The sequence below is a fragment of the Paenibacillus sp. GL_099_B genome (genome assembly GCF_057835695.1).
Window position 1 is genome coordinate 2,151,032 of record NZ_CM174430.1, and the last position, 21,893, is coordinate 2,172,924.

Sequence of the window (21,893 nt, forward strand, 5' to 3'; positions counted from 1 at the left end):
TTATTCAGGCATCATCCCATCATCAGTAAGTGGACTGAGTGACCCCAGAACGGAATGATTAGTTTAGTTTTCCGCTAACAGTCATAACAGTCACGGAGGATAAGAAAATGAACAACTCGGAATGGGCAGAGTCCTATTTTCCAATATATACAGCAGACAGCATTCAATCATTGTATAGTACGTCAACCATGCCGATACATAGAATCCATGAGAACCTAACCGTTCTGTTGGCCGTTTCAAGTGGTCAGGGTTCACTTCATCTCGACGACCACATATACGAACTCACCGATGGTATGGTAATCCTTATTCCGGCGAAGAGTGATGTTGTTATACAGGGGAATCAGATGCATCCACTTCATATATACACCCTCTCCATTCGCACGCAAGAACAGAAGAGATCACTGCCAATGATAGCCATGGGACGGTCCAGTGTGCTTGCAGCAGAAACTCTTATTAAGTTTTATGAACCTGCGATTGCAGCTCAGCTTGAGGAGCTCTATATGTATCGTTTACCTGGCAATGAAGTCAAGCATATGAGTAACCAGATTCTGTTTCATCAAGTTCTGCTGAGTTTGTTGGAGCGAATGGAAGCAAGATATATTGCGAGTGAGCAGCCGTCCATGGAACGCAGCATCGCATTTATGGAGAACCATTTTAGTGAGAAAATAACAACCGAAGGACTTTCCGAAATTGCGGGGGTCAGTCGGTCTCACTACTCCACTCTTTTTAAGCAGATTACTGGATTCGCACCGAATGAGTATCTCTCACGCTTGCGTGTTCACCGTGCAAAAGAGTTATTGATTGGCGGGTCCGCTTCACTTCGTGAGATCGCGCTCAAAGTTGGATATAAGGATGAATTCTATCTTAGCCGCCGCTTCAAGCAGCAGACAGGAGAAAGTCCTTCAGGTTACACACGCCGCAGACCTTTTCAACGAGTGGCTGTGTGGTGTGCACCTTATGCGAGCCATCTGATGTTACTTGGATTGGAACCAGCGGTCGTCATCTCGGAAAGCAGCGAATATGTAAGCACAGAGGGAGTTAGCCCACCTCAAACGATACGTTTTATCCATTCTGACAGTTCACCTGAACAAATAAAGTCGGCATTGCTGGATGCCAATATTGAGCTCATCATTGCAGCAAATCAGCATCTACATATGAACGGATTAAGTTCTGAACGTCTGAGATCAATAGCTCCTATTGTTGAAATTGCGTGGATGGAGCTTGGGTGGAAAGAACATCTGCGGTTTATCGCACAGGCGATTCAAAGGGTGGAGAAGGCAGAACAATGGCTGGCAGACTTTGAAAGGGAAGAACAGCAGGCACGGGAAGCCATTCAAACGAGCCAGATTGTGAATGAGACGCTGACCATTCTCGTCATAAAACCGGATACATTACAAATATATGGAATCAGAAATGTCGGATATGTGATGTATCAATCGCTCGCATTACGTCCTCCGGCCAAGATTGCCCAGGAAATACAGAAGTTTGGCGATCAATTTCATTCGGTATCTATCCAACTGTCTGAACTTCAGGATTACGAGGGCACTCGTATGCTCGTCATTGTTTTTCCAGATGAAAAAGGGTCAAAGGCTCACTCAGAAGGTATATTTAACTCGGAATACTGGAAAGGGCTCGAGGCAGTGAAGCAAAATCGGATCTATCATCTGGAGCAGGAAGAGTGGATACCCTACAATCCGGTTTCCATTCGTTTGCAGCTTGGACGGGCTGTATCCTTATGGACTGGCATCCAATAATCCAAAGGTTTTCTCAAACAAAAAGGCATGGTTAGGTTCATCCTGCATGCCTATAATTAGCTATTGTAATGAGAATGATTTTCATATTCAAAGAGAAAAGGGAGAGAGTCATCTAATGAGAAAGCTTTTTGTTCCATTTATATTAGTTCTGGTTTTATTGCTTAGCGCTTGTGGAAGCAACTCAGCCAAAGATACAACGGGGAATGCAACTACATCCAACGAATCCACTTCTTCGAACACGGATTCAGCAGGTTCTTCATCCGAGTCAGATTCAGGTACGTTCACTTATCAATCGGAGACAGGTCCTGTGGAAGTTCCTTCCCACCCGCAACGTGTGGTTGTGCTGACCCGATTCCTGACAGGAAACGTGATGGCACTGGATGTGCCACTGGTTGGTGTGGATGAAATGTCCAAGGAGAACCCGAATTTTAAAGATAAACTGGCGAATACAGAGGCGGTTACCGACGAAAGTCTGGAGAAAATTATTGAATTGAACCCAGATCTGATTATCGGCCTGTCGGATATCAAGAACGTAGATAAGCTGAAGCAGATTGCTCCAACAGTCACCTATACATATGGTAAGGTGGACTTCCTCAAGCAACAACTGGAGATCGGAAAGCTTGTGAACAAAGAAAAAGAAGCACAGGCCTGGGTTGACGATTTTGACGCTCGAAGCAAAAAAGTAGGGGAAGAAATCAAAGCCAAAATTGGCGCCAATGCGACTGTATCCGTTATTGAAACGTTCAATAAGCAACTCTATGTTTATGGCGAAAAATTCGGACGTGGAACGGAAATACTGTATGATCAATTCGGCTTAGGTATGCCAGATAAGGTCAAGGAAGCTACCAAGAAAGACGGATTCTTTGCTGTATCGAACGAAGTACTGAAAGACTACATGGGTGACTTTGTAATATTCAGTAAAAATGCCGACGAGGACAATTCGTTCCAAAATACCGAAACATACAATAATATTGATGCGGTGAAAAATAATCGAGTATTTGAAGCTGATGCCAAGGCATTCTATTTCAATGATCCATTGAGCATGGAATACCAGCTGGAATTCTTTATCCAACATTTTCTTGGCAAGTAAACATTGAATGCGATGAAAAATAAACGACTTCCTTTTCGGTTTGCAACCAAGCTGCTGGGTAGTGTACTCATACTTATTGTGTGCTTCATCATCGCCATGATGTTTGGCGCAGAAGAAACGACATTCCGCAATCTGTGGCTGACCCTGACCTCTGCGACTAAGAACGATAATATTCTTATTCTGCGAGAGATCAGACTTCCACGGGAACTCGCTGCCATGCTGATCGGAGCGGCTCTCGCCGTCTCCGGAGGCATCATGCAGGGAATTACTCGCAATCCGCTGGCTGATCCTGGACTGCTCGGTCTGACTTCAGGTGCCAATATGGCACTCGCCCTAGCTTTTGTCTTCATGCCATCACTCGGATATTTTGGGATTATGGTCGCTTGTTTTGTTGGTGCTGCACTTGGAGCAGCATGGGTTATTGTGCTCGGCTCGATGCGGAGAGGGAGCTTATCTCCTATCCGGGTAGTACTGGCCGGGGCAGCTGTATCCGCTTTTATGTATGCCATCTCGGATGGCATCAGTATCTTTTTCAAAATTTCCAAGGATGTATCCATGTGGACTTCGGGAGGACTCATCGGAACGACATGGGGCCAGATTCAAGCCATTGCGCCTGTCATACTGATTGGTCTAGCTGTAGTTCCGTTCCTTTCCAACCAGATCAACATTCTTAGCCTGAGCGATGAGGTGGCGACTGGACTGGGGCAGAAGCTTGTACTCGTCAAAACTATTCTGTTCCTGCTGGTCATCGTGCTGACCGGAGCGTCGGTTGCATTGATCGGAAACATGGCCTTTGTCGGCTTAATGATCCCCCATATTGTCCGTAAATTGGTGGGCACGGACTATCGGTATATTATACCCGTATCCATTTTTGCCGGAGCATCGTTTATGCTGCTTGCCGAAACACTGGGTCGAACGATAAATGCACCTTACGAAACACCTGTGGTCGCCATTACTTCCATGCTTGGTTTACCTTTCTTCCTGTTCGTTGTGCGTAGAGGGGGCAAAGCATTCTCATGACAATGTCTGCGCGAATTCGCAAGCAACGACTAATTCTGCTCGTGTGTTTGCTGCTGATCCTCATCACGGCTGTGGTAGGTATGAGCTGGGGTTATTCCTCGTTGTCTTTCAAAAGGGTAATTCCGGTGTTATTTGGTCAAGGCACATTTAAAGAAGACTTTGTTCTGTTTTCGGTCCGATTACCTCGAATTTTTATTACATTACTAGCTGGTATGGCGCTTGCGCTGTCAGGCTCCATTTTGCAGAGTATTACGCGTAATGACTTGGCCGATCCAGGTATCATCGGAATCAATTCCGGTGCAGGTGTTGCCGTTGCGATCTTCTTCCTGTATTTCCCGATTGAAGCGGGCACGTTCGTTTATATGTTGCCGTTAGCTGCTTTTATCGGTGCATTACTGACAGCGGCGCTCATCTATCTGTTTTCCTATAGCCGGACCAAGGGGCTTGATCCCATAAAAATGGTGCTGGTCGGGGTTGGATTCTCGATGGCTCTGTCAGGCATCATGATTGTCATCATATCTTCGGCGGAGCGCTCCAAGGTCGACTTTATTGCCAAATGGATATCCGGAAACATATGGGGGGCAGACTGGCCATTCATATGGGCTTTGCTGCCTTGGCTGATTGTGTTAATCCCGCTTACTTTGTTCAGAACCAGACGGCTTGATCTGATGGGGCTGAACGAAGAAACAGCGATCGGAGTGGGGTTGAAGCTGGAGCGAGAACGCTTGGTACTCATGGTGTTTGCTGTTGCAGCCGCCGCTTCTGCTGTATCCGTTACGGGAGGAATCGCGTTTATCGGTTTGATGGCTCCACACATCGCCAAAGCGCTGGTTGGTCCACGTAACTCGTTATTTATTCCAGTTGCTGTTCTGCTTGGAGGTTGGCTTCTATTAATTGCTGATACCGTTGGGCGCAACCTGGTTGATCCTGATGGAATTGCCGCAGGAATTATGGTCTCCCTAATCGGTGTGCCTTATTTTGTCTATTTATTATTGAAGAAATAATCTAAAAAGCTTTAGACTAATTGAACACATAGCTAATGAGGCTATCTTTTGTCGTCAAGACAAGGGATAGCCTTTGTTTATAGTTTTGACGTGGAGAAGGTAAAGCTTAGGCTACCCAGTATGACTTGATACGTGTGATAAGATAAAAAAAGCACAGTTTAAAACCGATTCTAAAAGATAGGTGGAATTACCATGACAGATGTGGATCAATTAGCTTCAATATTTGCAGATAATTCTTTTAAAATAGATGGAATCAATCGATTGGTTTTGCAGCCCAAAAGTATATTGCGTGAATTCAGAACATTAAATCATGGATTTCTTTTTGTGGTACGAGGAGAAGCCAGCATGTCAGTGAATGGAACGGTATACGAGTTACAGCCCGGATCCGTTTTTCATGCTGCACCAGGCATGCAGTTGGACTCACAGGTGAATGGCCATTCGGAGTATGAATATTATTTACTGTTTTATAATTTTGACCAATTGGAAAAGGGCGTCAGCATTCAGGAATGTGACTCTCATTTCAAATTGGACTCCGGGGCCAATCCAAGGGTTGTTGAATTACTGGTTATGCTGCAGGAACAACTGCACGCGCAAGGAGGAATTGGCAAACTTCGAGTCAAGGAATTATTTTTGAGCATCATGGTTCAGGTTTTTACAGGCTGCAGTCAACGGGAAGGTGGAACTTCGCTGAGTGAGAAGGTGATCGAGCAAGCCATCTCATATATTCATGGACATTACATGAATCTGCTGACACTGGACGAGTTAGCAGAGTTACATGGCATGAGTTCAAAGCGTTTCTCCTACTTTTTTCACAAATACACGGGATTCCGCCCAATTGACTATGTCATCCATTATCGCATGGAGAGGGCAGGGGAGCTGCTGAAATCAGGTAGTTATTTGATTCGCGATGTTGCGATCAGTGTTGGTTATACCAATCCGCTCTATTTCAGTCGAATTTTTAAAAGTAAATTTGGTGTTTCTCCTTCGGAATACACGTATCTTGATTAAGCCTCCATTAGACAATAATACATCCCAAATTGGTGATTTGTGCATTCGCATTTTCAATGATCCTTGCTATAGTATTAAATGATAATGAGAATCATTATTATAAAAGGTTTGGAAGTCCTCGGCCGTTCCAACCATGCAGGAATAAATTGAAGAAGAATGTTGGACAAACCAATTCGGAAATGAGGGTATTCAAGATGAAAGATCATGAAGTGTTTGATGTAACGATTATTGGTGGTGGGCCTGCCGGATTATTTTCAGCTTTTTATAGCGGTTTGCGTGAAATGAAAACCAAAATTATTGAATTTCAGTCCTATCTGGGCGGTAAGGTGCATGTGTATCCTGAAAAAATGATCTGGGATGTAGGGGGATTACAACCCGTTCCGGGCGCACGACTGATCGAACAAATGGTCAATCAGGGACTGACTTTCCAGCCAGAGGTTGTTCTAGGAGAAAAGGTCACGTCCATATCCAAGGATGAGCAAGGAACCTTCGTACTGCACACAGCCTCTGAAGAAAAACATTACTCCAAAACCGTGATTTTAGCCATTGGTGGAGGAATTCTGAAGCCGATTAAACTGGAGATTGAAGGTGCAGACCGCTTCGAGGTTACGAACTTACATTATACAGTCAAATCGCTCTCCCGCTTCAAGGATAAAACGGTTCTGATCTCGGGTGGTGGTAATGCGGCGATTGTTTGGGCGAACGAGCTCGCCCTTATTGCCAAGCAAGTCTATTTAACGTATCGGAAAGATACGCTGAAAGGTCATGAAGCTGAAGTGTCACGTCTTGAGAACAGTCCAGTCGAATGCTTGCTCAATACAATGATTGAGAAGTTGGTCGCTACAGACGATCATCAACAGATTGAGACGGTTGTACTGAAACGTAATGAGGACGGGGCTTCACTGGAGCTGGCTGTGGATGAAGTCATCATTAACTACGGTTATGAGCGGGACAAGGAATTGCTGGTGAACAGTCATATTAAGATTGATATGAAGGATCATTGGATCGCAGGCACACCAGTCAGCGAAACATCCGTACCGGGCATTTTTGCTGCGGGAGATATTTTACATCATGAAGGGAAGCTTCATTTGATCGCAGGAGCGTTCCAGGACGCAGCCAATGCTGTGAACAAAGCCAAACTGTACGTGGCACCCGAAGCCAATACACACGGGATGGTTTCCTCGCACAATGACTTGTTCACGCAGAAGAACCGTGAGCTGATGAAACATCTATACACCAAATAAAATACACAAACTAAAATGGCCATCATAAAGATTTTCTTTCAATATCAAAAAAGCCGCTCACCCGTCAGTATGACGAGGAGCGGTTTCTTTTTCACAAGCCGACGATCTCGTCGGTCTGCTTAATTAATTAATGTAAGGCTCATATTTTAGCGTTTAACCGCTTCTCCAGCGAATACTTCAACGTTCATTGGAGCGGCCATGAATGCTGCTGCTTGTTGAACGAAAGCCTGGAAATGGGCGCTTGCATTATGGGAAGCTGTAGCGGCTTCGTCTTTCCACAGCTCAATCATCGTGTAATGATGTTCGCGCTCAGTACTTTTAGCGAGATCATAGCTGATGTTGCCTTCTTCATTACGTGTTGCAGGGATTAGCACTTTTGTCGCTTCCAAAAAAGCTTGTTCCTGGTCTGGTTTAACTTGCAAGTGAGCGTGAATGATAATCATAATATTCAACCTCCATTAGTGTATTTAGAATGTTGTTATTGTTTGAAATGTAAATGGTGCTGGAGCACGTAAAACATTGACTGATATTATGCCCAAGTCGTAATTTTCTCAACAGGCAGACGGTAGGAAGGGTGACCTTCTTTGGCCGATTTACCGATCGAGATCAGCATAACAGGTTGGTAACGATCTTTATCCATACCGAATGCTTCAGCAATTTGATCTTTCTCATAACCGCCGATTGGGTTGGTATCATAACCATGAGCACGTGCAGCGAGCATCAATTGCATGGAAGCCAGACCCGCGTCAATCAGATTGACATCGCGAAGAGCGGAAGCGGGCATATTTTCATAATAAGGCATTACAGTTTTGAGCTGCATTTCCTTGACTTCCTGTGGCATATAACCGAGCTCGACAGCTTTACCAAAAATTTCGTCCATGTACTCGACATTGTTCATATCAATAAATACACCAACTACTGCTGCGGAGGTCAAAACCTGATTTTGATTGAATTTCGCGAGAGGAGCAAGCTTCTCTTTGCCTTCAGCCGTATCTACAACGAGAAAACGCCAAGGCTGCAAATTGATGGAAGATGGGGCACGAGAAGCTTCTGCCAGAATTTCTGTCATTTCTTCACGGCTGATTTTGACTTCAGGATCGTATAGTTTTACAGACCGGCGGCCGTAAGTAATTTCGTTAAAATCATTTGTCTTTTGAAAAGTGCTTTGGAATGTACTCATGTATGGTTCTCTCCTCTATATATGGGTTTAGAAATTGTTTTGCATTCGTTCCAGGAAATCAGCAAGCAGATGAACTTCTTCTTCACTAAAATCCTGTAGAATCTGATTGATAAAATTGGTTTTCTCAACTTTATAACCTTCGATTTGCTTCCGTCCTTCATCCGTAAGGCGGACAAAGGTAACGCGGTTGTCTTCCGGATTTTTACGTCTGGTGACCATCGAATCGGCTTCAAGCTGCTTCAGATGGCGAGTGATCGCCGCACTGTCGATATTAATGATTTTCTGCAACATGGACTGATTAATCTCGTCCACCTGATCCAATTCATGCAAAATCTCAAAGCGTGATGAGCTGATGCCCGTACAGCGTTCGAACTTGGGGCTGATCTTGTTACCCAGCCCGTTAAGCAGATTGATGATCTGCTCCTCTTTGGAAAAAACACGTGTCATGACTAGACCTCCCGGGTGAATCTCGACCATGACAACGGCTTATGTGAAAAAAATACATAAAGTTGCCATTATACAGTGCCATTGCTTAGCTAGTGAAATCTGCTAAGTTAATCTTTGACGTATCAATATTTGATGCATCAATCATTGATGGCTCAATTAATATATCATGGGTGTTTTGATTTTGCAACAGGGTAGTCATGAGAAGATAAATCCATCTATTCCAAAGCGATAGTCTCCTTAATTCCGTAGGTGTAGGTTATCCATTCAAGTAACTTTATATCGATTTATATTGTGATTGAGAATAATTATCAACTATAATGAAAGGTAATGTACATATGGATGAAATTGTGGTCACAGAGATGTTTAGACAAAAGAGCTTTTAAGCAGTGCTTAGATTGGAGGATGCATGTAAATTCCTGCCGGACGATAACAGCATGTTGGAGGCGCGAGTCGGTTCAGTTTATCCTGGATCGGAGTGATGAGTCTCTTTGCAATGCACTAGACTTTCCTATATACTTCAAGCTATTGATCAATTAATTACTAAGGAATGGAGATGTGATTATCATGGCTAAAAATGCAGCGGTATCGGTTAATCGACGCAGTGATATCATATCCGCAGCGATTGAGGTGTTTGCTGAAATCGGCTATTTCCGGGCGACCACAGCTCAGGTAGCAGAAAGAGCCAAAATTTCGCAACCGTATATCTTTCGTTTTTTTAAAACCAAAGAAGCTTTGCTGTTAACAGCACTGGAGGTATCCTGGACACGAGTGATTGATTCATTCCGAGCGGTGGTGGAGACAGCTACTCCAGATCAGTTGGAGAACGAGTTAACTGAAGCCTATGAAGAGATTCTTAAGTCTCACAAGAACGAAATTTTGCTGCAAATGCAGGCGCAGACGGTTCAGGAGGAAGTCATCCGTCAAGCAATGCAAAAAGGATTCGCAGAGGTGCGAGACATGGTATTGGAAGCTTTCACAGCGGCAGGCAGTGCCAATCCAAAGCAAAGAACGTTAATATTCCTGGCAATCGGCATGTTATGTAATGTATCGACCGCACTGGATATGCCAGAGCTTAAGGAGAGATAGAAAGGGAAAAGTCCCTTTTTGTATTTCAGTTATTGATCAATCACTAAATTTGCGTTATATTGTGTTTAAGTAAGTAATTGATCAATAACTAATTGAAAGAAAGAGGTTGAGATGAAATGAAAAAAGCAATCGTAGTTGGGGCAACAGGTGGAACGGGCGCAGCGATTACAGAGGAATTGATTAAACGTGGCATTTCTACAATCATTTTTGGCCGCTCACGTCAAAAACTGGAGCAACTTGCGGTAAAGCTGAAATCTCCTGATTACCTTCAGATCGCTGTGGGAGATGCGTTCCGACCTGATGATATTGTAGCTGCTTCACTAGGAGCTGATGTAATGTTTCACTGTGCGAATGTACCGTATAACGAAATGGAGAGCAAGCTAATCCCTCTGGGTGAATCCGTTATGGAGGCGGCAGAACAACTGGGCCTGAAGGTAGTCGTCATTGACGGGATTTATCCTTATGGCAGAAGACAAATGAAAGAAGTGACTGAAGAACATCCAAAGCAGCCGCATACTCGAAAAGGAAAGACTCGGCTTGCCTTTGAGCAGATGTTATTTAGCAGCCAATGGTGTAAAGCGCAAGTGATGATTGTTCGCTTGCCTGATTATTATGGTCCTACTGCCAATCAGGCTTCTTACCTGGGGTCTACGCTTGAAGCAATAGCGGAAGGGAAAATGACTTTTTTTATCGGAACTATGAAAATGCCACGAGAATATATCTATTTGCCAGATGCAGCGGTCATGGTTGTGGAGTTGGCGAGCAGAGATGATGCCTATCGGCAGAACTGGAATATCCCTGGTGCTGGCGTAATATCGGGTAAGGAAATCGTACGTATTGCACAACAGGCGGCGGGTAGAGCGAAACCGGTGATAGCCCTCGGCAAAACAGGACTTTCGCTGCTTGGATTGGCCGTACCGGTAATGAAAGAAGTTGTTGAAATGTTATATTTGACAGAAGAACCGCTGGTGTTGAGTAAAAAGAAATACGAGGACAGCATTGGGCCGGTGAAGATGACTTCTTTTGAAGAAGGGATTACACAGACAATAGGTGAGCTTCAAAAGAAATAAATATGTTATGTTGACTTGTGATTGATCAATCAATAATTAAAATGAGTTAAGACTCGGTTAATGCTTACGACCTAAACCAAAATGATGAATGCTGATATGACTTCATTAATGGGCGGTGCACAAAACATGTCCTAGACATAGAGTGTAGTATTGCAAAAGCGGAAAATGTCCTCTATACGAATTGACGTGAGCTAATTAATTAGCACTTCATCTATTTGAAATAAGACAACACGAAAACAGATCAGGTTGGATCTATCGTTAATATCCAACCTGATCTGTCTTTTTTACATACAGGACAAAGTCGTTATAAATTCGGTTTCGTTATAGTTAACAAGCATGTTAGATATTTTTAGGTCTGATGACAAGAAATCTGTCGTGATATTCAAAAAAATGGCCCAAACTCATATAATAACGCTATCCTAATGAAAATGATGTAAGAGATTGAGATGGAATCGTCTTCCTTATCCATATGATAAAGGAATTAGGCTGCTTTGGACTTACAAAATATCCATCAACAAAACAAATTATTACACCAACATAACATTAAACGAGCGGTTCGTAGAAGTATACGAGAGGACGTTGAAAGGGTTGAGGAATGATGAGCCTTGAAACATTAAACCAACGAGTACAAGATGATCTGGCTTATCTCGCATATGGAGGTGCGGATTGGATTCGCCCCCGGGAACTTGACGAAGGCCATATCTATGATGTCATTATCGTAGGTGGTGGGCAGAGCGGCTTGGGTGCTGCTTTTGGATTCCTGCGTGAGCGGATATCCAACATTCTGGTCATTGATGAAAATGCCGCAGGGTTGGAGGGACCTTGGGAAACTTACGCGCGTATGGTCACGTTACGTACACCAAAACATCTGACCTCCATTGATCTCGGTATCCCTTCGCTGACGTTTCGAGCATGGTGGGAGGCGCAAGCAGGTCCTTCGGGATGGGATGAAGTTGATAAAATTCCGCGCAATGAATGGATGAACTATCTGCGCTGGTACAGGCAAGTGCTTAATCTGCCTGTCATAAATGAAGTCAAACTGAGACTGATTGAACCTGCAGATGAAGGCATACACCGACTGCACATTACAGGTGCAGGGGCTCCAAGTAATATATTGCTGGCACGGAAGGTTGTCTTGGCTACGGGCATCCAGGGTGGCGGGGAGTGGCATGTACCACCCCTGATCGCTGAGAAAGTACCTAGACATTTGTACGCTCATACATCAGAACTGATTGATTTTGAACGGTTAAAAGGAAAAAGGATTGCCATACTTGGCGGAGGGGCGTCTGCTTTTGATAATGCCAACTTTGCACTAGCCACAGGGGTGGCTAAGGCTCACGTATTTGTGCGGCGGGAACAATTACCGAGCGTTAACCCGATACGTCAGATGGAACAATCCGGTATGATCGAACGCTTTCACGTATTATCAGACGAGGATAAGTATGCGACCATTTCCAACTTTTTTAAATACAATCAGCCGCCAACCAACGATACCTTCAACCGGGCCGCTGCATGGCCAGGCTTCCAATTACATCTTCATGCGCCTTGGCTGGATGTACAGATGAAGGATGGGAAAGCGGTAGTGACTACGCCACAGGGGCAGCACTCCTTTGATTTTCTGGTCATAAGCACGGGGATGGTGAGTGATCCGTCACTGCGTCCCGAGCTCAGAATGGTGGAGGCGCACATTGCACGCTGGGCAGACCGTTTTCAAGCTCCGACGGAACAAAGAAATGCACTGCTTGACGCACATCCCTACCTTAGTCCCGGGTTTGCAATGACCAGCAGAGATGAGGAGGGACAGGTTAAGCTGCGTGGGTTGTTTGTCTTTAACTACTCTGCACTTGCAAGTTGCGGCCTCTCTGCCTCGGCAATATCGGGGACAAAGAATGCTGTGCCGAAGTTGGTTTCAGCTGTAGCCGACCAGCTTTTCCTGGATGACCGTGAGCAGATCTTGGAGCAATTTTTGAAGTATAACGAACAGGAGTTTACTGCGAGTTGGGTGAAGAGTGAAGTTGGAATCTGAGTATTCAAAATGACCGTACAGCGGGGTAAGATGCTGTACGGTTTTCCTTTTTCTAAAGTTACATTTACGGGTGCTTATATAATGCTGTAAAATATCGAATTATACAGCGTTAAGGCAGGCGATAGATTATTGTGAGAATCATGGATTATGAGGGGTTCAGAACCCATTTGAAGAAAGCGTCACGCAAACGAAATGAACCCTTGATCAAAATTGTAGCTTTTCAGGAAAAGTATATGAAGATTGATGAGATCCAATATTATGATGTAGAACAGAACTATATGAGTGTTCAGGCGTGTAATACGCTGTGGATGAACTTGAAAGATAAATCGTTCCGCAATCTGGTGTCCCATGATCTGAAGTATTTCCAAACCATGGACAACCTCGGGCGTCATTCATTGGAGAACCTAATTAAAGAACTGTACGACATGGCTGTTCCAATCCTGCTGGATTATGATCCAAGTGATTTTTATAGTTTGCAGCAGTTGTCTGAAATTCTGGTACTGGATGAGATGAAGCTAGTAGAGAAATTGGAGATGGGGCGTTTCAAGGGTGCATTTATTAATGAAGAAGGAAATTGGGTAAAACCCAAACCAGACAGGGCTGAGCTATTCCTATAATTGAAAAAAGAGACTCGTGTCAATTCCATAATGACCGAATATCCATTCTGCAATGGTACGCCGAATACGGCACATTGCAGTTTTTTTCATTAACGAACTGTCTACGAAGAAGTCTCAGCCGTTTCGTTTCACGACAAAAGAGTCTCCGCTTGGTCCCGGTGTTCCTGGAATGGAAACAACCTGTTTTTGCTGAATCATGATGCCTTTCTCTTTGACGATGAAGCCGGGGCAGCGACCGTTCAGGCGACAACACTTGAAGGTGACAGGCGTGATTTTTGCCATCCGGGAGATGGTGTTTCCCAATGATGGAGCTTCTACAATCCATTCCGCGGATGATTGCTGGCCTGTATATTGCTGAACGGTGCGGAAAGTCCAATTTTGGGTCAGGTTATGAAGTGTGATACACCAGCGAGTTCGATTGATTCTGTAAATGGCCGCTCTCATCCGATCTCCCGGTGATACAGGAAAAGGGATGATCGTTTCAACGTCCGGAAGAATTTCCCACCAGGCATAATAACTAGCTTGGCCGTTAACCCAATCATGGCCTGTTCCAGTCTGAATGAGATTGGAATTCTCGTATCCATCAATTCCGATCCAGGCTGAGGAGTATGAGGACTTGGACGATGGTAAAACAAAGGGCACGTTCCATTCAGCCGAGATACGTCTGAATTCAGCTTTGTCACCCGCTCGGGCATAACCACTCCAGTTGGAGGAAATCCACCCGAAGCGTAGTGAAGAATTTGTTTTGCCTGTATGAGGTATACAGGGTTTTCGGCGTTTGTTTCGATTATTCGCCATACGGCCACCTCCCATGTGAAAATAGAGACGAAATCATTCGTTCGATATTATCAAATGCATGGAAGACGAAAGAGGACATGGACAATCTGAGAAAGAAATAAGGTTTGAATGATTTTGAACGATATTTAGGGTAGAATGCGATCTTTGATGTCTATAAAATGTCGAATGTTGATGGTTTTTGAATGATTTTAAATTAATTTGAATGAAAGTGATTGTTTTTTGAGGGATTTATGTTACTATAAAAGCAGTTGGAGGAATGAAAATGCTAACTGAAGAACGATATGCTGCAATTATAGAGCGCTTACACGAAAGAGGCATTGTGAAACTGCAAGAGCTCGTCGATGTGCTGGGTGCTTCTGAATCAACGATACGGCGTGATTTAATTGACCTGGAGAGCCGTCAGATGCTGAAACGCATACATGGTGGTGCTGCTCTAGTGAATGAAAAGACGCCGGAACCCGGTATGGAAGAAAAAACGTTCAAAAACATTCAACAGAAAACAGCGATTGCTCGTTTAGCTGCGCAGGAAATCAACAATGGTGAATTTATCTATCTGGATGCAGGGACGACGACATTAGCCATGATTGCCTATATTGAGGCCAAGGACGTTACGGTAGTGACGAACGGACTTTCTCATGTAGAAGCGCTGGTAAGTAAACGAATACGCAGCTATCTGCTTGGCGGAATGATGAAAATTCACACCAAAGCCGTGATTGGCAGTATCGCATTACAGAACATGGACAACTTCCGTTTTGATAAATGTTTTATCGGAACCAACGGAGTGGATGCCGAAATGGGGTATACAACTCCCGATCCGGAGGAAGCCTTGATTAAAAGACGTGCACATCAATTGTCCGGGAAATCTTACGTGCTGGCTGATTCCAGCAAAATTGGGGAAATTACTTTTGCCAAACTGTTTGACCTTGAGGAGGCAGACTTGATCACAGAACGTATGCCGGAACACTGGCGCTCTGTAATCGCCCAGAAAACTAAAATAATTGAGGGATAGCCATGATATATACCGTAACACTTAATCCTTCCATTGATTACATCGTGGAAGTGGATGATCTGAAGCTTGGTGATTTGAATCGTATGAATCGGGACCTGAAACTTCCTGGAGGCAAAGGCATTAACGTATCGCGAGTGCTTAATCAACTGGGAGCCAAAAACACTGCACTCGGATTTCTGGGAGGGTTCACAGGCCGTTTCATTAATGACAAATTGCAGGAAGACAAGATTCTGACGGACTTCGTTACCATCGCAGATGATACCCGAATTAACATCAAGCTGAAGCATGGGGAAGAGACAGAGATTAACGGACTGGGACCAGCTATTCGACCAGAGGAAGCAGCGGGGTTGCTTAACAAGTTATCCGCATTGCAAAAAGGAGATATCGTCATTCTTTCGGGAAGTGTACCACCTTCACTGGGAGCTGATTTCTACGATCGTCTGATCAACGTGTGCAAACAAACGAGTGCCGAATTTGTAATCGACACGACAGGACCCGCTTTAATGGATGCTTTGGTACATGAACCGCTGCTGGTGAAGCCGAACCATCACGAACTAGCTGAACTTTTCGGAGTAACCATCGACACTCAAGAGGAACTGGTGACCTATGGTCGCAAGCTTTTGGAAGCAGGTGCCAAACATGTGTTGATCTCCATGGCAGGAGAAGGAGCGCTGTTGATTACCAAAACAGATGTCTACCATGCGAGCGTTCCAAAAGGTGTCGTGAAAAACTCGGTTGGTGCTGGAGATTCCATGATCGGTGGATTCGTAGGTACATTTGGATTAAACGAAGACCTGCTTGAAGCGTTCCGAACGGGGGTTGCTTCGGGTAGTGCAACGGCTTTCTCAGATGACCTGGCGACTCGTGAACTCATCGAAGAGCTGCGTACTCAAGTCACCATAACCAAAATATAGTCCGTACAAAATGAATGGAATACAGGCCCCTTTTTAGAAGAGGGGATTCAGTTAATAGCAGATAACAGCGTAAGAAGTACAATTATAAGTCGGTCTGTATCACGCAGGCTGACTGAATTTAAGGGAGTGTACCAAATGAGAATAACAGACCTGATGATCCAGGAAACGATGATCATGGACCTGCAAGCCACGACGAAAGAAGAGGCTATTGATGAACTCATTGCAAGTTTAAACCGTAGCGGACGTATTAATGATACGGTTCTGTTTAAGGAAATGATTTATAAACGCGAAGCGGAATCCAGCACGGGGATTGGTGGCGGTATTGCCATGCCTCATGCCAAAACAACAGCAGTAAATGAACCAACAGTTGTATTTGCCAAGAGTCGGAAAGGACTTGATTTTGAAGCGCTTGATGATGAACCGGCTCATATATTCTTCATGATTGCAGCTCCAGAGGGGGCGGCCAATACACATCTTCGTACACTTGCGGCTCTTTCCAGGCTGTTGATTGATAGCGATTTCATCTCGCAGCTAATGAGCACGGACACTCCTGAAGAAGTGACTGCATTATTCGATGCCAAACAGGCGGAAGAAGCGGAGAAAAAAGCTGCCAAAGAAAAAGCCGAAGCGGAGAAAGCAGCAAATGCTGCAAATGGAACAAACGCTGTATCTGGCGCGGGCAATGCGAATGGACAGAAGCAGAATACATCAGGCCTTATTGTTGGTGATGCGGCATCTGAAGATTTTGTCGTTGCAGTAACCGCTTGCCCAACAGGTATTGCTCACACGTTCATGGCTGAAGACGCTCTCAAGAAGAAAGCACAGGAAATGGGCATTAATATCCGAGTAGAGACCAACGGTTCCGAAGGAGCACAGAACGTACTGACAGCTGATGAAATCGCTCGTGCCAAAGGGGTTATCATTGCGGCAGATAAAAATGTGGAAATGGCCCGCTTTGATGGCAAACCGGTATTACAAAGACCCGTAAGCGATGGCATTCGCAAATCCGAAGAACTGATTCGCAAAGCAGTTAACGGGGACGCTCCGATCTACCGAAGCCAAGGCGGCAACGGTGGGAAGGGTGAAAGAGAAAGCCAAGGCAAATTGAGCATGGGCAGCAAGATTTATAAAGATTTAATGAACGGGATCTCGCATATGCTTCCATTTGTTGTAGGTGGCGGGATTTTGCTCGCCATATCCTTCTTGTTTGAACAAATTGCGAGTCCGGACAATCCTATTGTGCAATTGTTGCAGACCATTGGTGGCGGGACCGGAGCGTTCCACTTCCTGATTCCTGTCCTTGCCGGTTTTATTGCGATGAGTATTGGTGATCGTCCGGCCCTGATGCCTGGTATGGTCGGTGGATTGATGGCTGTGAATTCGAACGCCGGTTTCCTTGGTGGTCTGGCTGCCGGTTTCCTGGCAGGTTACGTTGTAATTGGTCTGCGCAAACTATTTAAAGGACTGCCTAAAGCAATTGACGGATTGAAACCAATTCTGCTCTATCCTGTGTTCGGATTGCTTATCGTTGGTGCAATAAGTTTCTATGTCTTTGATCCAATCTTCGGTTCCCTTAACACATGGCTTGTAGATGCACTTGGAAACCTGGGTACAGGAAATGCTGTATTGCTTGGCTTGCTGCTTGGCGGCATGATGTCCATCGATATGGGTGGACCGTTTAACAAAGCGGCTTATACATTTGCTATCGGTGTATTCACATCCAGCGGCAATACAGATGGTGCTTGGATGGCAGCTGTTATGGCGGGCGGTATGGTACCGCCACTGGCGATTGCACTCGCTACAACGTTCTTCAAATCCAAATTTACGGAGCAAGAACGCAAATCAGGTTTGACGAATTACGTGCTCGGATTTTCCTTCATCACAGAAGGCGCCATTCCATTTGCTGCGGCTGACCCGCTGCGTGTTCTGACATCCTGTATTCTCGGTTCTGCTGTTGCAGGTGGACTGACTCAACTGTGGAGTATTAACGTACCTGCTCCGCATGGCGGAATCTTCGTTGCGGCACTGGCGAATCACGCATTACTCTTCCTGCTTGCTGTAGCAATCGGTGCGGTGATCTCCGGTCTGATCCTCGGCCTGTGGAAGAAATCGCCGACCGTTGTGAAATAAGTCAAAGGGTAAAGTTTCCCTAAAAGTTTTAAACAATCTCTATCTCATAGTTTGTTTAAAATAACATGGCATCTTCTCAGTGAAATTCACTGGGGAGATGCTTTTTTATTTCACTGCAGGTCATTCTGTGATAAGATAAATATTATCTAAATTAATGAAACAACGTTTCATCTAATGAAACTATAAGGAGGGAACAGCATGTCTAATGATCAGATTAAAGGACAGGTACGCAAACAATTTGCGAAAAATGCGGAGAAATATGTGACTAGTGCCGGTCATGCCAAAGGGGATGATCTGGCATTGCTTGTGGCTTCATCTCAAGCAAGCTTGGATATGAAGGTGCTGGATATTGCCACTGGCGGAGGACATGTTGCCAATGCATTAGCTCCGCTTGTGGAGCAGGTTATCGCATTGGATTTAACGGATGAGATGTTACAAGTGGCTGAACATTTTATCCGGGGAAATGGGCACCAGAATGTGGATTTTGTTGCAGGAGATGCTGAACACGTCCCTTTCGAGGATGATTTCTTTGACCTTGTGACCTGTCGCATTGCTGCACACCATTTTCCAGACGTATCTTCCTTTGTATCCGAGGCGCTTCGAGTAATGAAACCTGGTGGCAGACTGTTATTAATTGATAATGTGGCACCTGAACGTGATGAGAATGACCAATTTTACAATGAAATCGAGAAGTGGCGTGATGGAAGTCATGTTCGGGCATGGCGTAAGACGGAATGGATTCGGATGTTGGAGCTTGCCGGATTTCGAATGGAAGCGATGGTTTGCTTTGAGAAACACTTTATATTTGAAGACTGGTGCAATAGGGCTGGACTCCCGGAGTCGGAAAGTAGAGAGCTTGAAGCAAGCATGCTGAGCGCGCCATCTGTGATTAAGAAGTATTTCAATTTTGAAGTGACGCATTCTGGCAGACTCGTTAGCTTCAAAGGAGAAAGTGTATATATTCAGGCGGTAAAAGGAAAATAAGGTTTCGCCATTATTAATTAATTCGTTTAAGTGAACAAAAGCAAAAGCAAAAAAGGCAGAGGGCCCGCGTAAGGGACATCTGCCTTTTTAGATCGTCGTCACATAATCAAGGTTTCAGTATAACTTTGGTACACTCGTCTTCGTGTTCGTAGAAAATCCGGTAAGCTTCCTTCGCATTTTCCAGCGCAATGCGGTGGGAGATGATCTCGGTAGGGTCGAATTCGCCAGCCGTGATTTTGCGGAAAAGCTCCGGCATATAGTGAATGACAGGGGCTTGTCCCATTCTCAGGTTAATGTTTCGTTCAAACAGATTGCCTAGGGGGAACATGTTATAGGACGAGCCATAAACACCCGTCAGTTGCATCGTCCCGAATTTGCGCACAGCCTTGATGCCGATTTCCACCGCACTCAATGTACCGCCATGAATTTTCAGCTTCTGTCCGATTTCCTCCAAAGTGGATTTCTTGCCATCCATGCCTACGCAGTCGATGACAACATCCGCTCCGCCTCGGGTTATTTCGCGAATATGTTCACCCATATCATCGTATTCCTCGAAATTAAATACTTCGGAATCATTCATTCGTTTGGCTTTTTCCAGTCGATATGGAAGGCGATCCACAGCAATGACTCGCTTGGCACCCTTCATCCAAGCGAATTTTTGTGCCATCAGGCCAATCGGCCCGCTGCCAAGCACAGCTACAGTATCTCCCGGCTTCACCCCGGCGTTCTCAACACTCCAGTAGGCAGTAGGAAGCACATCGGATAGGAATAACAGAGCTTCATCCTCCAGCTCACATGATTCGGGAATCACAAAGGGCATGAAATTCCCATAAGGAACACGCAAAAATTCAGCCTGACCGCCCGGATAATTTCCGTACCGTTCCGTGAAGCCAAAATAACCACCGGTATCAATCTCCGGATTGCGGTTAGAGTTGTCGCACTGGCTCTCCATGTCGTGATTGCAATAAAAGCATTCGCCGCAGGAGATGTTAAATGGTAACACCACACGATCCCCTTTTTTTACGCGCGTTACCTCAGGTCCCACTTCCTCAACAATGCCCATCGGCTCATGGCCAATGACATAATCTTTCTGGGCTGGTAGGGCTCCTTGATATATATGAAGATCTGATCCACATATGGCTGTAGAAGTAATACGCACAATGATGTCATCCTTTTGCTGCAATTTCGGGTCTTCAACCTCTTTTACTTGAATATCCTTGGTTCCTTGAAAAGTAACGGCTTTCATCTTTATATTCCTCCTTCATATTGGGATTATTTAACTTTTACCCGATTTTCCTCTATTTGATAGAGATATAGCCCACTAAACAACAGGCCATTTTTCTTTACGCAGTGCATGAAGCAGTTCAGGGGAAGCGTTCAGGTTGTCATGTACAAGTTCTTCCGGGGTTAATGCCATCCATTGATTTAGGGAGATATCCTCAAAGCGATCACTTCTAAACATCTCCAAAAACCATAACGTGTCGGTGCCCGTATTCTGAATATAATGCCCCATGGCTACAGGTACGTATCCAACATCTCCAGCCCGATAATCGAATGTGCGTGCAATGCCATTCCCTCCAAAAACCGTCATCCGTCCTTGCCCTGTCAAATAGTATTGCCATTCATCCGCGTTGGGATGCCAGTGAAGTTCGCGCATGCCTCCAGGCTTGATTTCCACGAGTGCTGCGGCAACGGTTGTGGAGATCGGAAAGTTGGTGGAGTCCACAATGCGTACACTGCCTCCCGGTGTAATGATCGGTTTCTGGGCTAACAGCCGATGTTTGAAGGAGAGCGGAACCGTGCCATAGGGGGACTGCACTTCCTGGCTTGCGAGGGAACCCGGGACCTGATCCTGAAAAATGTAAACTTGTTCTGTTGGCATGGATTGGAACGCGGATTCCGGTATGCCAAAATTGACGGATAACACTTCAGGTGGCGTATGCGCAAACCAATCAGAGATGGATAATGTATTCAGATCGGAGAAGGACCCGTCATCAAATACAAGCAAAAACTCACACCCATCGGCCAGGCCCTGAATGGAATGGGGCAGACCTTTTGGGAAGAACCACAGATCTCCCGGCCCTACATCTGCAATAAAATTACGACCTTGCTGATCCACGGACGTAATTCGTGCCGTACCCCAGATCATATACGCCCATTCCGATTGCTGATGCCAGTGCAACTCCCGTACACCTCCAGGTGTAAGACTCATATTTACACCAGCCAGTGTCGTAGCGATGGGCAGATCCCGTACCGTAATTTCGCGGGACCATCCGCCATGGTTCAACTGCATATGTGTATCGGAAAAAGACATTCTCAAGTTGGGTAATAAGCCGTTGTCGGTTACCGGAGGAACCAGCATATCCGGATTTTGTAGATCTCTCATTACATCCCGAGGTCCCAGATCGGGTCCTCCGGCACCGTCTTTTCGTATCGGCTGCGGTATAATTAATGGCTTGCCATTGTTGTTGTTTTCATTTTTCATATCCAGATTCCCCCAGTTCATCACTTC

20 protein-coding genes are annotated in these 21,893 nt (G+C 45.1%); 14 read left to right on the forward strand and 6 right to left on the reverse strand.

Going from position 1 to position 21,893, the window contains the following annotated elements; translation table 11 throughout:
- The first annotated feature begins 107 nt into the window (after positions 1 to 107).
- From AC3ITG_RS10125 to AC3ITG_RS10150, 6 genes are all read left to right on the forward strand, one after another.
- Positions 108 to 1,754, forward strand: a complete 1,647-nt coding sequence (locus tag AC3ITG_RS10125; RefSeq protein WP_489253645.1) for a helix-turn-helix domain-containing protein — start codon at positions 108 to 110, stop codon at positions 1,752 to 1,754.
- Between the two features lie 115 nt (positions 1,755 to 1,869).
- Positions 1,870 to 2,844 carry an iron-hydroxamate ABC transporter substrate-binding protein gene (locus tag AC3ITG_RS10130; RefSeq protein WP_489253646.1) on the forward strand — a complete coding sequence of 325 codons (975 nt, stop codon included), beginning with the start codon at positions 1,870 to 1,872 and terminating at the stop codon, positions 2,842 to 2,844.
- 12 nt (positions 2,845 to 2,856) lie between these two features.
- Positions 2,857 to 3,864 carry a FecCD family ABC transporter permease gene (locus AC3ITG_RS10135; RefSeq protein WP_489253647.1) on the forward strand — a complete coding sequence of 336 codons (1,008 nt, stop codon included), beginning with the start codon at positions 2,857 to 2,859 and terminating at the stop codon, positions 3,862 to 3,864.
- Positions 3,861 to 4,868, forward strand: coding sequence for a FecCD family ABC transporter permease (locus AC3ITG_RS10140; RefSeq protein WP_489253648.1), 1,008 nt, complete (start codon positions 3,861 to 3,863; stop codon positions 4,866 to 4,868). The genes AC3ITG_RS10135 and AC3ITG_RS10140 overlap by 4 nt, the downstream gene beginning before the upstream one ends.
- A 192-nt stretch (positions 4,869 to 5,060) precedes the next feature.
- On the forward strand, positions 5,061 to 5,876 hold the full coding sequence (locus tag AC3ITG_RS10145) for a helix-turn-helix domain-containing protein (RefSeq protein ID WP_489253649.1): 816 nt from the start codon (positions 5,061 to 5,063) through the stop codon (positions 5,874 to 5,876).
- Positions 5,877 to 6,070: 194 nt separating this feature from the next.
- Positions 6,071 to 7,120, forward strand: a complete 1,050-nt coding sequence (locus tag AC3ITG_RS10150) for an NAD(P)/FAD-dependent oxidoreductase (RefSeq protein ID WP_489253650.1) — start codon at positions 6,071 to 6,073, stop codon at positions 7,118 to 7,120.
- Between the two features lie 146 nt (positions 7,121 to 7,266).
- On the opposite strand, the gene AC3ITG_RS10155 is transcribed toward AC3ITG_RS10150, so the two are convergent.
- The 3 genes from AC3ITG_RS10155 to AC3ITG_RS10165 form a co-directional block, all read right to left on the reverse strand.
- On the reverse strand, positions 7,267 to 7,563 hold the full coding sequence (locus tag AC3ITG_RS10155; RefSeq protein WP_053783565.1) for a putative quinol monooxygenase: 297 nt from the start codon (positions 7,561 to 7,563) through the stop codon (positions 7,267 to 7,269).
- 86 nt (positions 7,564 to 7,649) lie between these two features.
- On the reverse strand, positions 7,650 to 8,300 hold the full coding sequence (locus tag AC3ITG_RS10160; RefSeq protein ID WP_413377043.1) for a nitroreductase family protein: 651 nt from the start codon (positions 8,298 to 8,300) through the stop codon (positions 7,650 to 7,652).
- 27 nt (positions 8,301 to 8,327) lie between these two features.
- Positions 8,328 to 8,747, reverse strand: a complete 420-nt coding sequence (locus AC3ITG_RS10165; RefSeq protein ID WP_063568299.1) for a MarR family winged helix-turn-helix transcriptional regulator — start codon at positions 8,745 to 8,747, stop codon at positions 8,328 to 8,330.
- A gap of 564 nt (positions 8,748 to 9,311) precedes the next feature.
- Between AC3ITG_RS10165 and AC3ITG_RS10170 the strand changes: the two genes are divergently transcribed.
- The 4 genes from AC3ITG_RS10170 (at position 9,312) to AC3ITG_RS10185 (ending at position 13,546) form a co-directional block, all read left to right on the forward strand.
- Entirely contained in the window at positions 9,312 to 9,833 is a 522-nt protein-coding gene (locus AC3ITG_RS10170; RefSeq protein ID WP_489253651.1) for a TetR/AcrR family transcriptional regulator, read from the forward strand.
- A gap of 116 nt (positions 9,834 to 9,949) precedes the next feature.
- Positions 9,950 to 10,903, forward strand: a complete 954-nt coding sequence (locus AC3ITG_RS10175; protein ID WP_489253652.1) for an SDR family NAD(P)-dependent oxidoreductase — start codon at positions 9,950 to 9,952, stop codon at positions 10,901 to 10,903.
- Positions 10,904 to 11,501: 598 nt separating this feature from the next.
- Entirely contained in the window at positions 11,502 to 12,929 is a 1,428-nt protein-coding gene (locus AC3ITG_RS10180; protein WP_489254448.1) for an NAD(P)-binding domain-containing protein, read from the forward strand.
- Positions 12,930 to 13,096: 167 nt separating this feature from the next.
- Positions 13,097 to 13,546: a hypothetical protein gene (locus AC3ITG_RS10185; protein WP_489253653.1), complete on the forward strand. Its 450-nt coding sequence runs from the start codon at positions 13,097 to 13,099 to the stop codon at positions 13,544 to 13,546.
- A 114-nt stretch (positions 13,547 to 13,660) separates the two neighbouring features.
- Here AC3ITG_RS10185 and AC3ITG_RS10190 read toward each other — a convergent pair whose 3' ends face one another.
- Positions 13,661 to 14,344, reverse strand: coding sequence for a G1 family glutamic endopeptidase (locus tag AC3ITG_RS10190; protein ID WP_090948877.1), 684 nt, complete (start codon positions 14,342 to 14,344; stop codon positions 13,661 to 13,663).
- A 262-nt stretch (positions 14,345 to 14,606) separates the two neighbouring features.
- Here AC3ITG_RS10190 and AC3ITG_RS10195 point away from each other — a divergent pair, with 262 nt between their 5' ends.
- The 4 genes from AC3ITG_RS10195 (at position 14,607) to AC3ITG_RS10210 (ending at position 19,381) form a co-directional block, all read left to right on the forward strand.
- Entirely contained in the window at positions 14,607 to 15,353 is a 747-nt protein-coding gene (locus AC3ITG_RS10195; protein WP_489253654.1) for a DeoR/GlpR family DNA-binding transcription regulator, read from the forward strand.
- Positions 15,354 to 15,355: 2 nt separating this feature from the next.
- On the forward strand, positions 15,356 to 16,267 hold the full coding sequence (gene pfkB, locus AC3ITG_RS10200; RefSeq protein ID WP_489253655.1) for a 1-phosphofructokinase: 912 nt from the start codon (positions 15,356 to 15,358) through the stop codon (positions 16,265 to 16,267).
- A gap of 135 nt (positions 16,268 to 16,402) precedes the next feature.
- On the forward strand, positions 16,403 to 18,397 hold the full coding sequence (locus AC3ITG_RS10205; protein WP_489253656.1) for a PTS fructose transporter subunit IIABC: 1,995 nt from the start codon (positions 16,403 to 16,405) through the stop codon (positions 18,395 to 18,397).
- Between the two features lie 198 nt (positions 18,398 to 18,595).
- Positions 18,596 to 19,381, forward strand: coding sequence for a class I SAM-dependent methyltransferase (locus AC3ITG_RS10210; RefSeq protein WP_489253657.1), 786 nt, complete (start codon positions 18,596 to 18,598; stop codon positions 19,379 to 19,381).
- A gap of 106 nt (positions 19,382 to 19,487) precedes the next feature.
- Here the strand turns inward: AC3ITG_RS10210 and AC3ITG_RS10215 are convergent, their stop codons facing one another.
- Both AC3ITG_RS10215 and AC3ITG_RS10220 read right to left on the reverse strand, forming a co-directional pair.
- On the reverse strand, positions 19,488 to 20,627 hold the full coding sequence (locus AC3ITG_RS10215) for a zinc-dependent alcohol dehydrogenase (RefSeq protein ID WP_489253658.1): 1,140 nt from the start codon (positions 20,625 to 20,627) through the stop codon (positions 19,488 to 19,490).
- 75 nt (positions 20,628 to 20,702) lie between these two features.
- Positions 20,703 to 21,866, reverse strand: coding sequence for an oxalate decarboxylase family bicupin (locus tag AC3ITG_RS10220; RefSeq protein ID WP_413377062.1), 1,164 nt, complete (start codon positions 21,864 to 21,866; stop codon positions 20,703 to 20,705).
- Between the last annotated feature and the right edge of the window lie 27 nt (positions 21,867 to 21,893).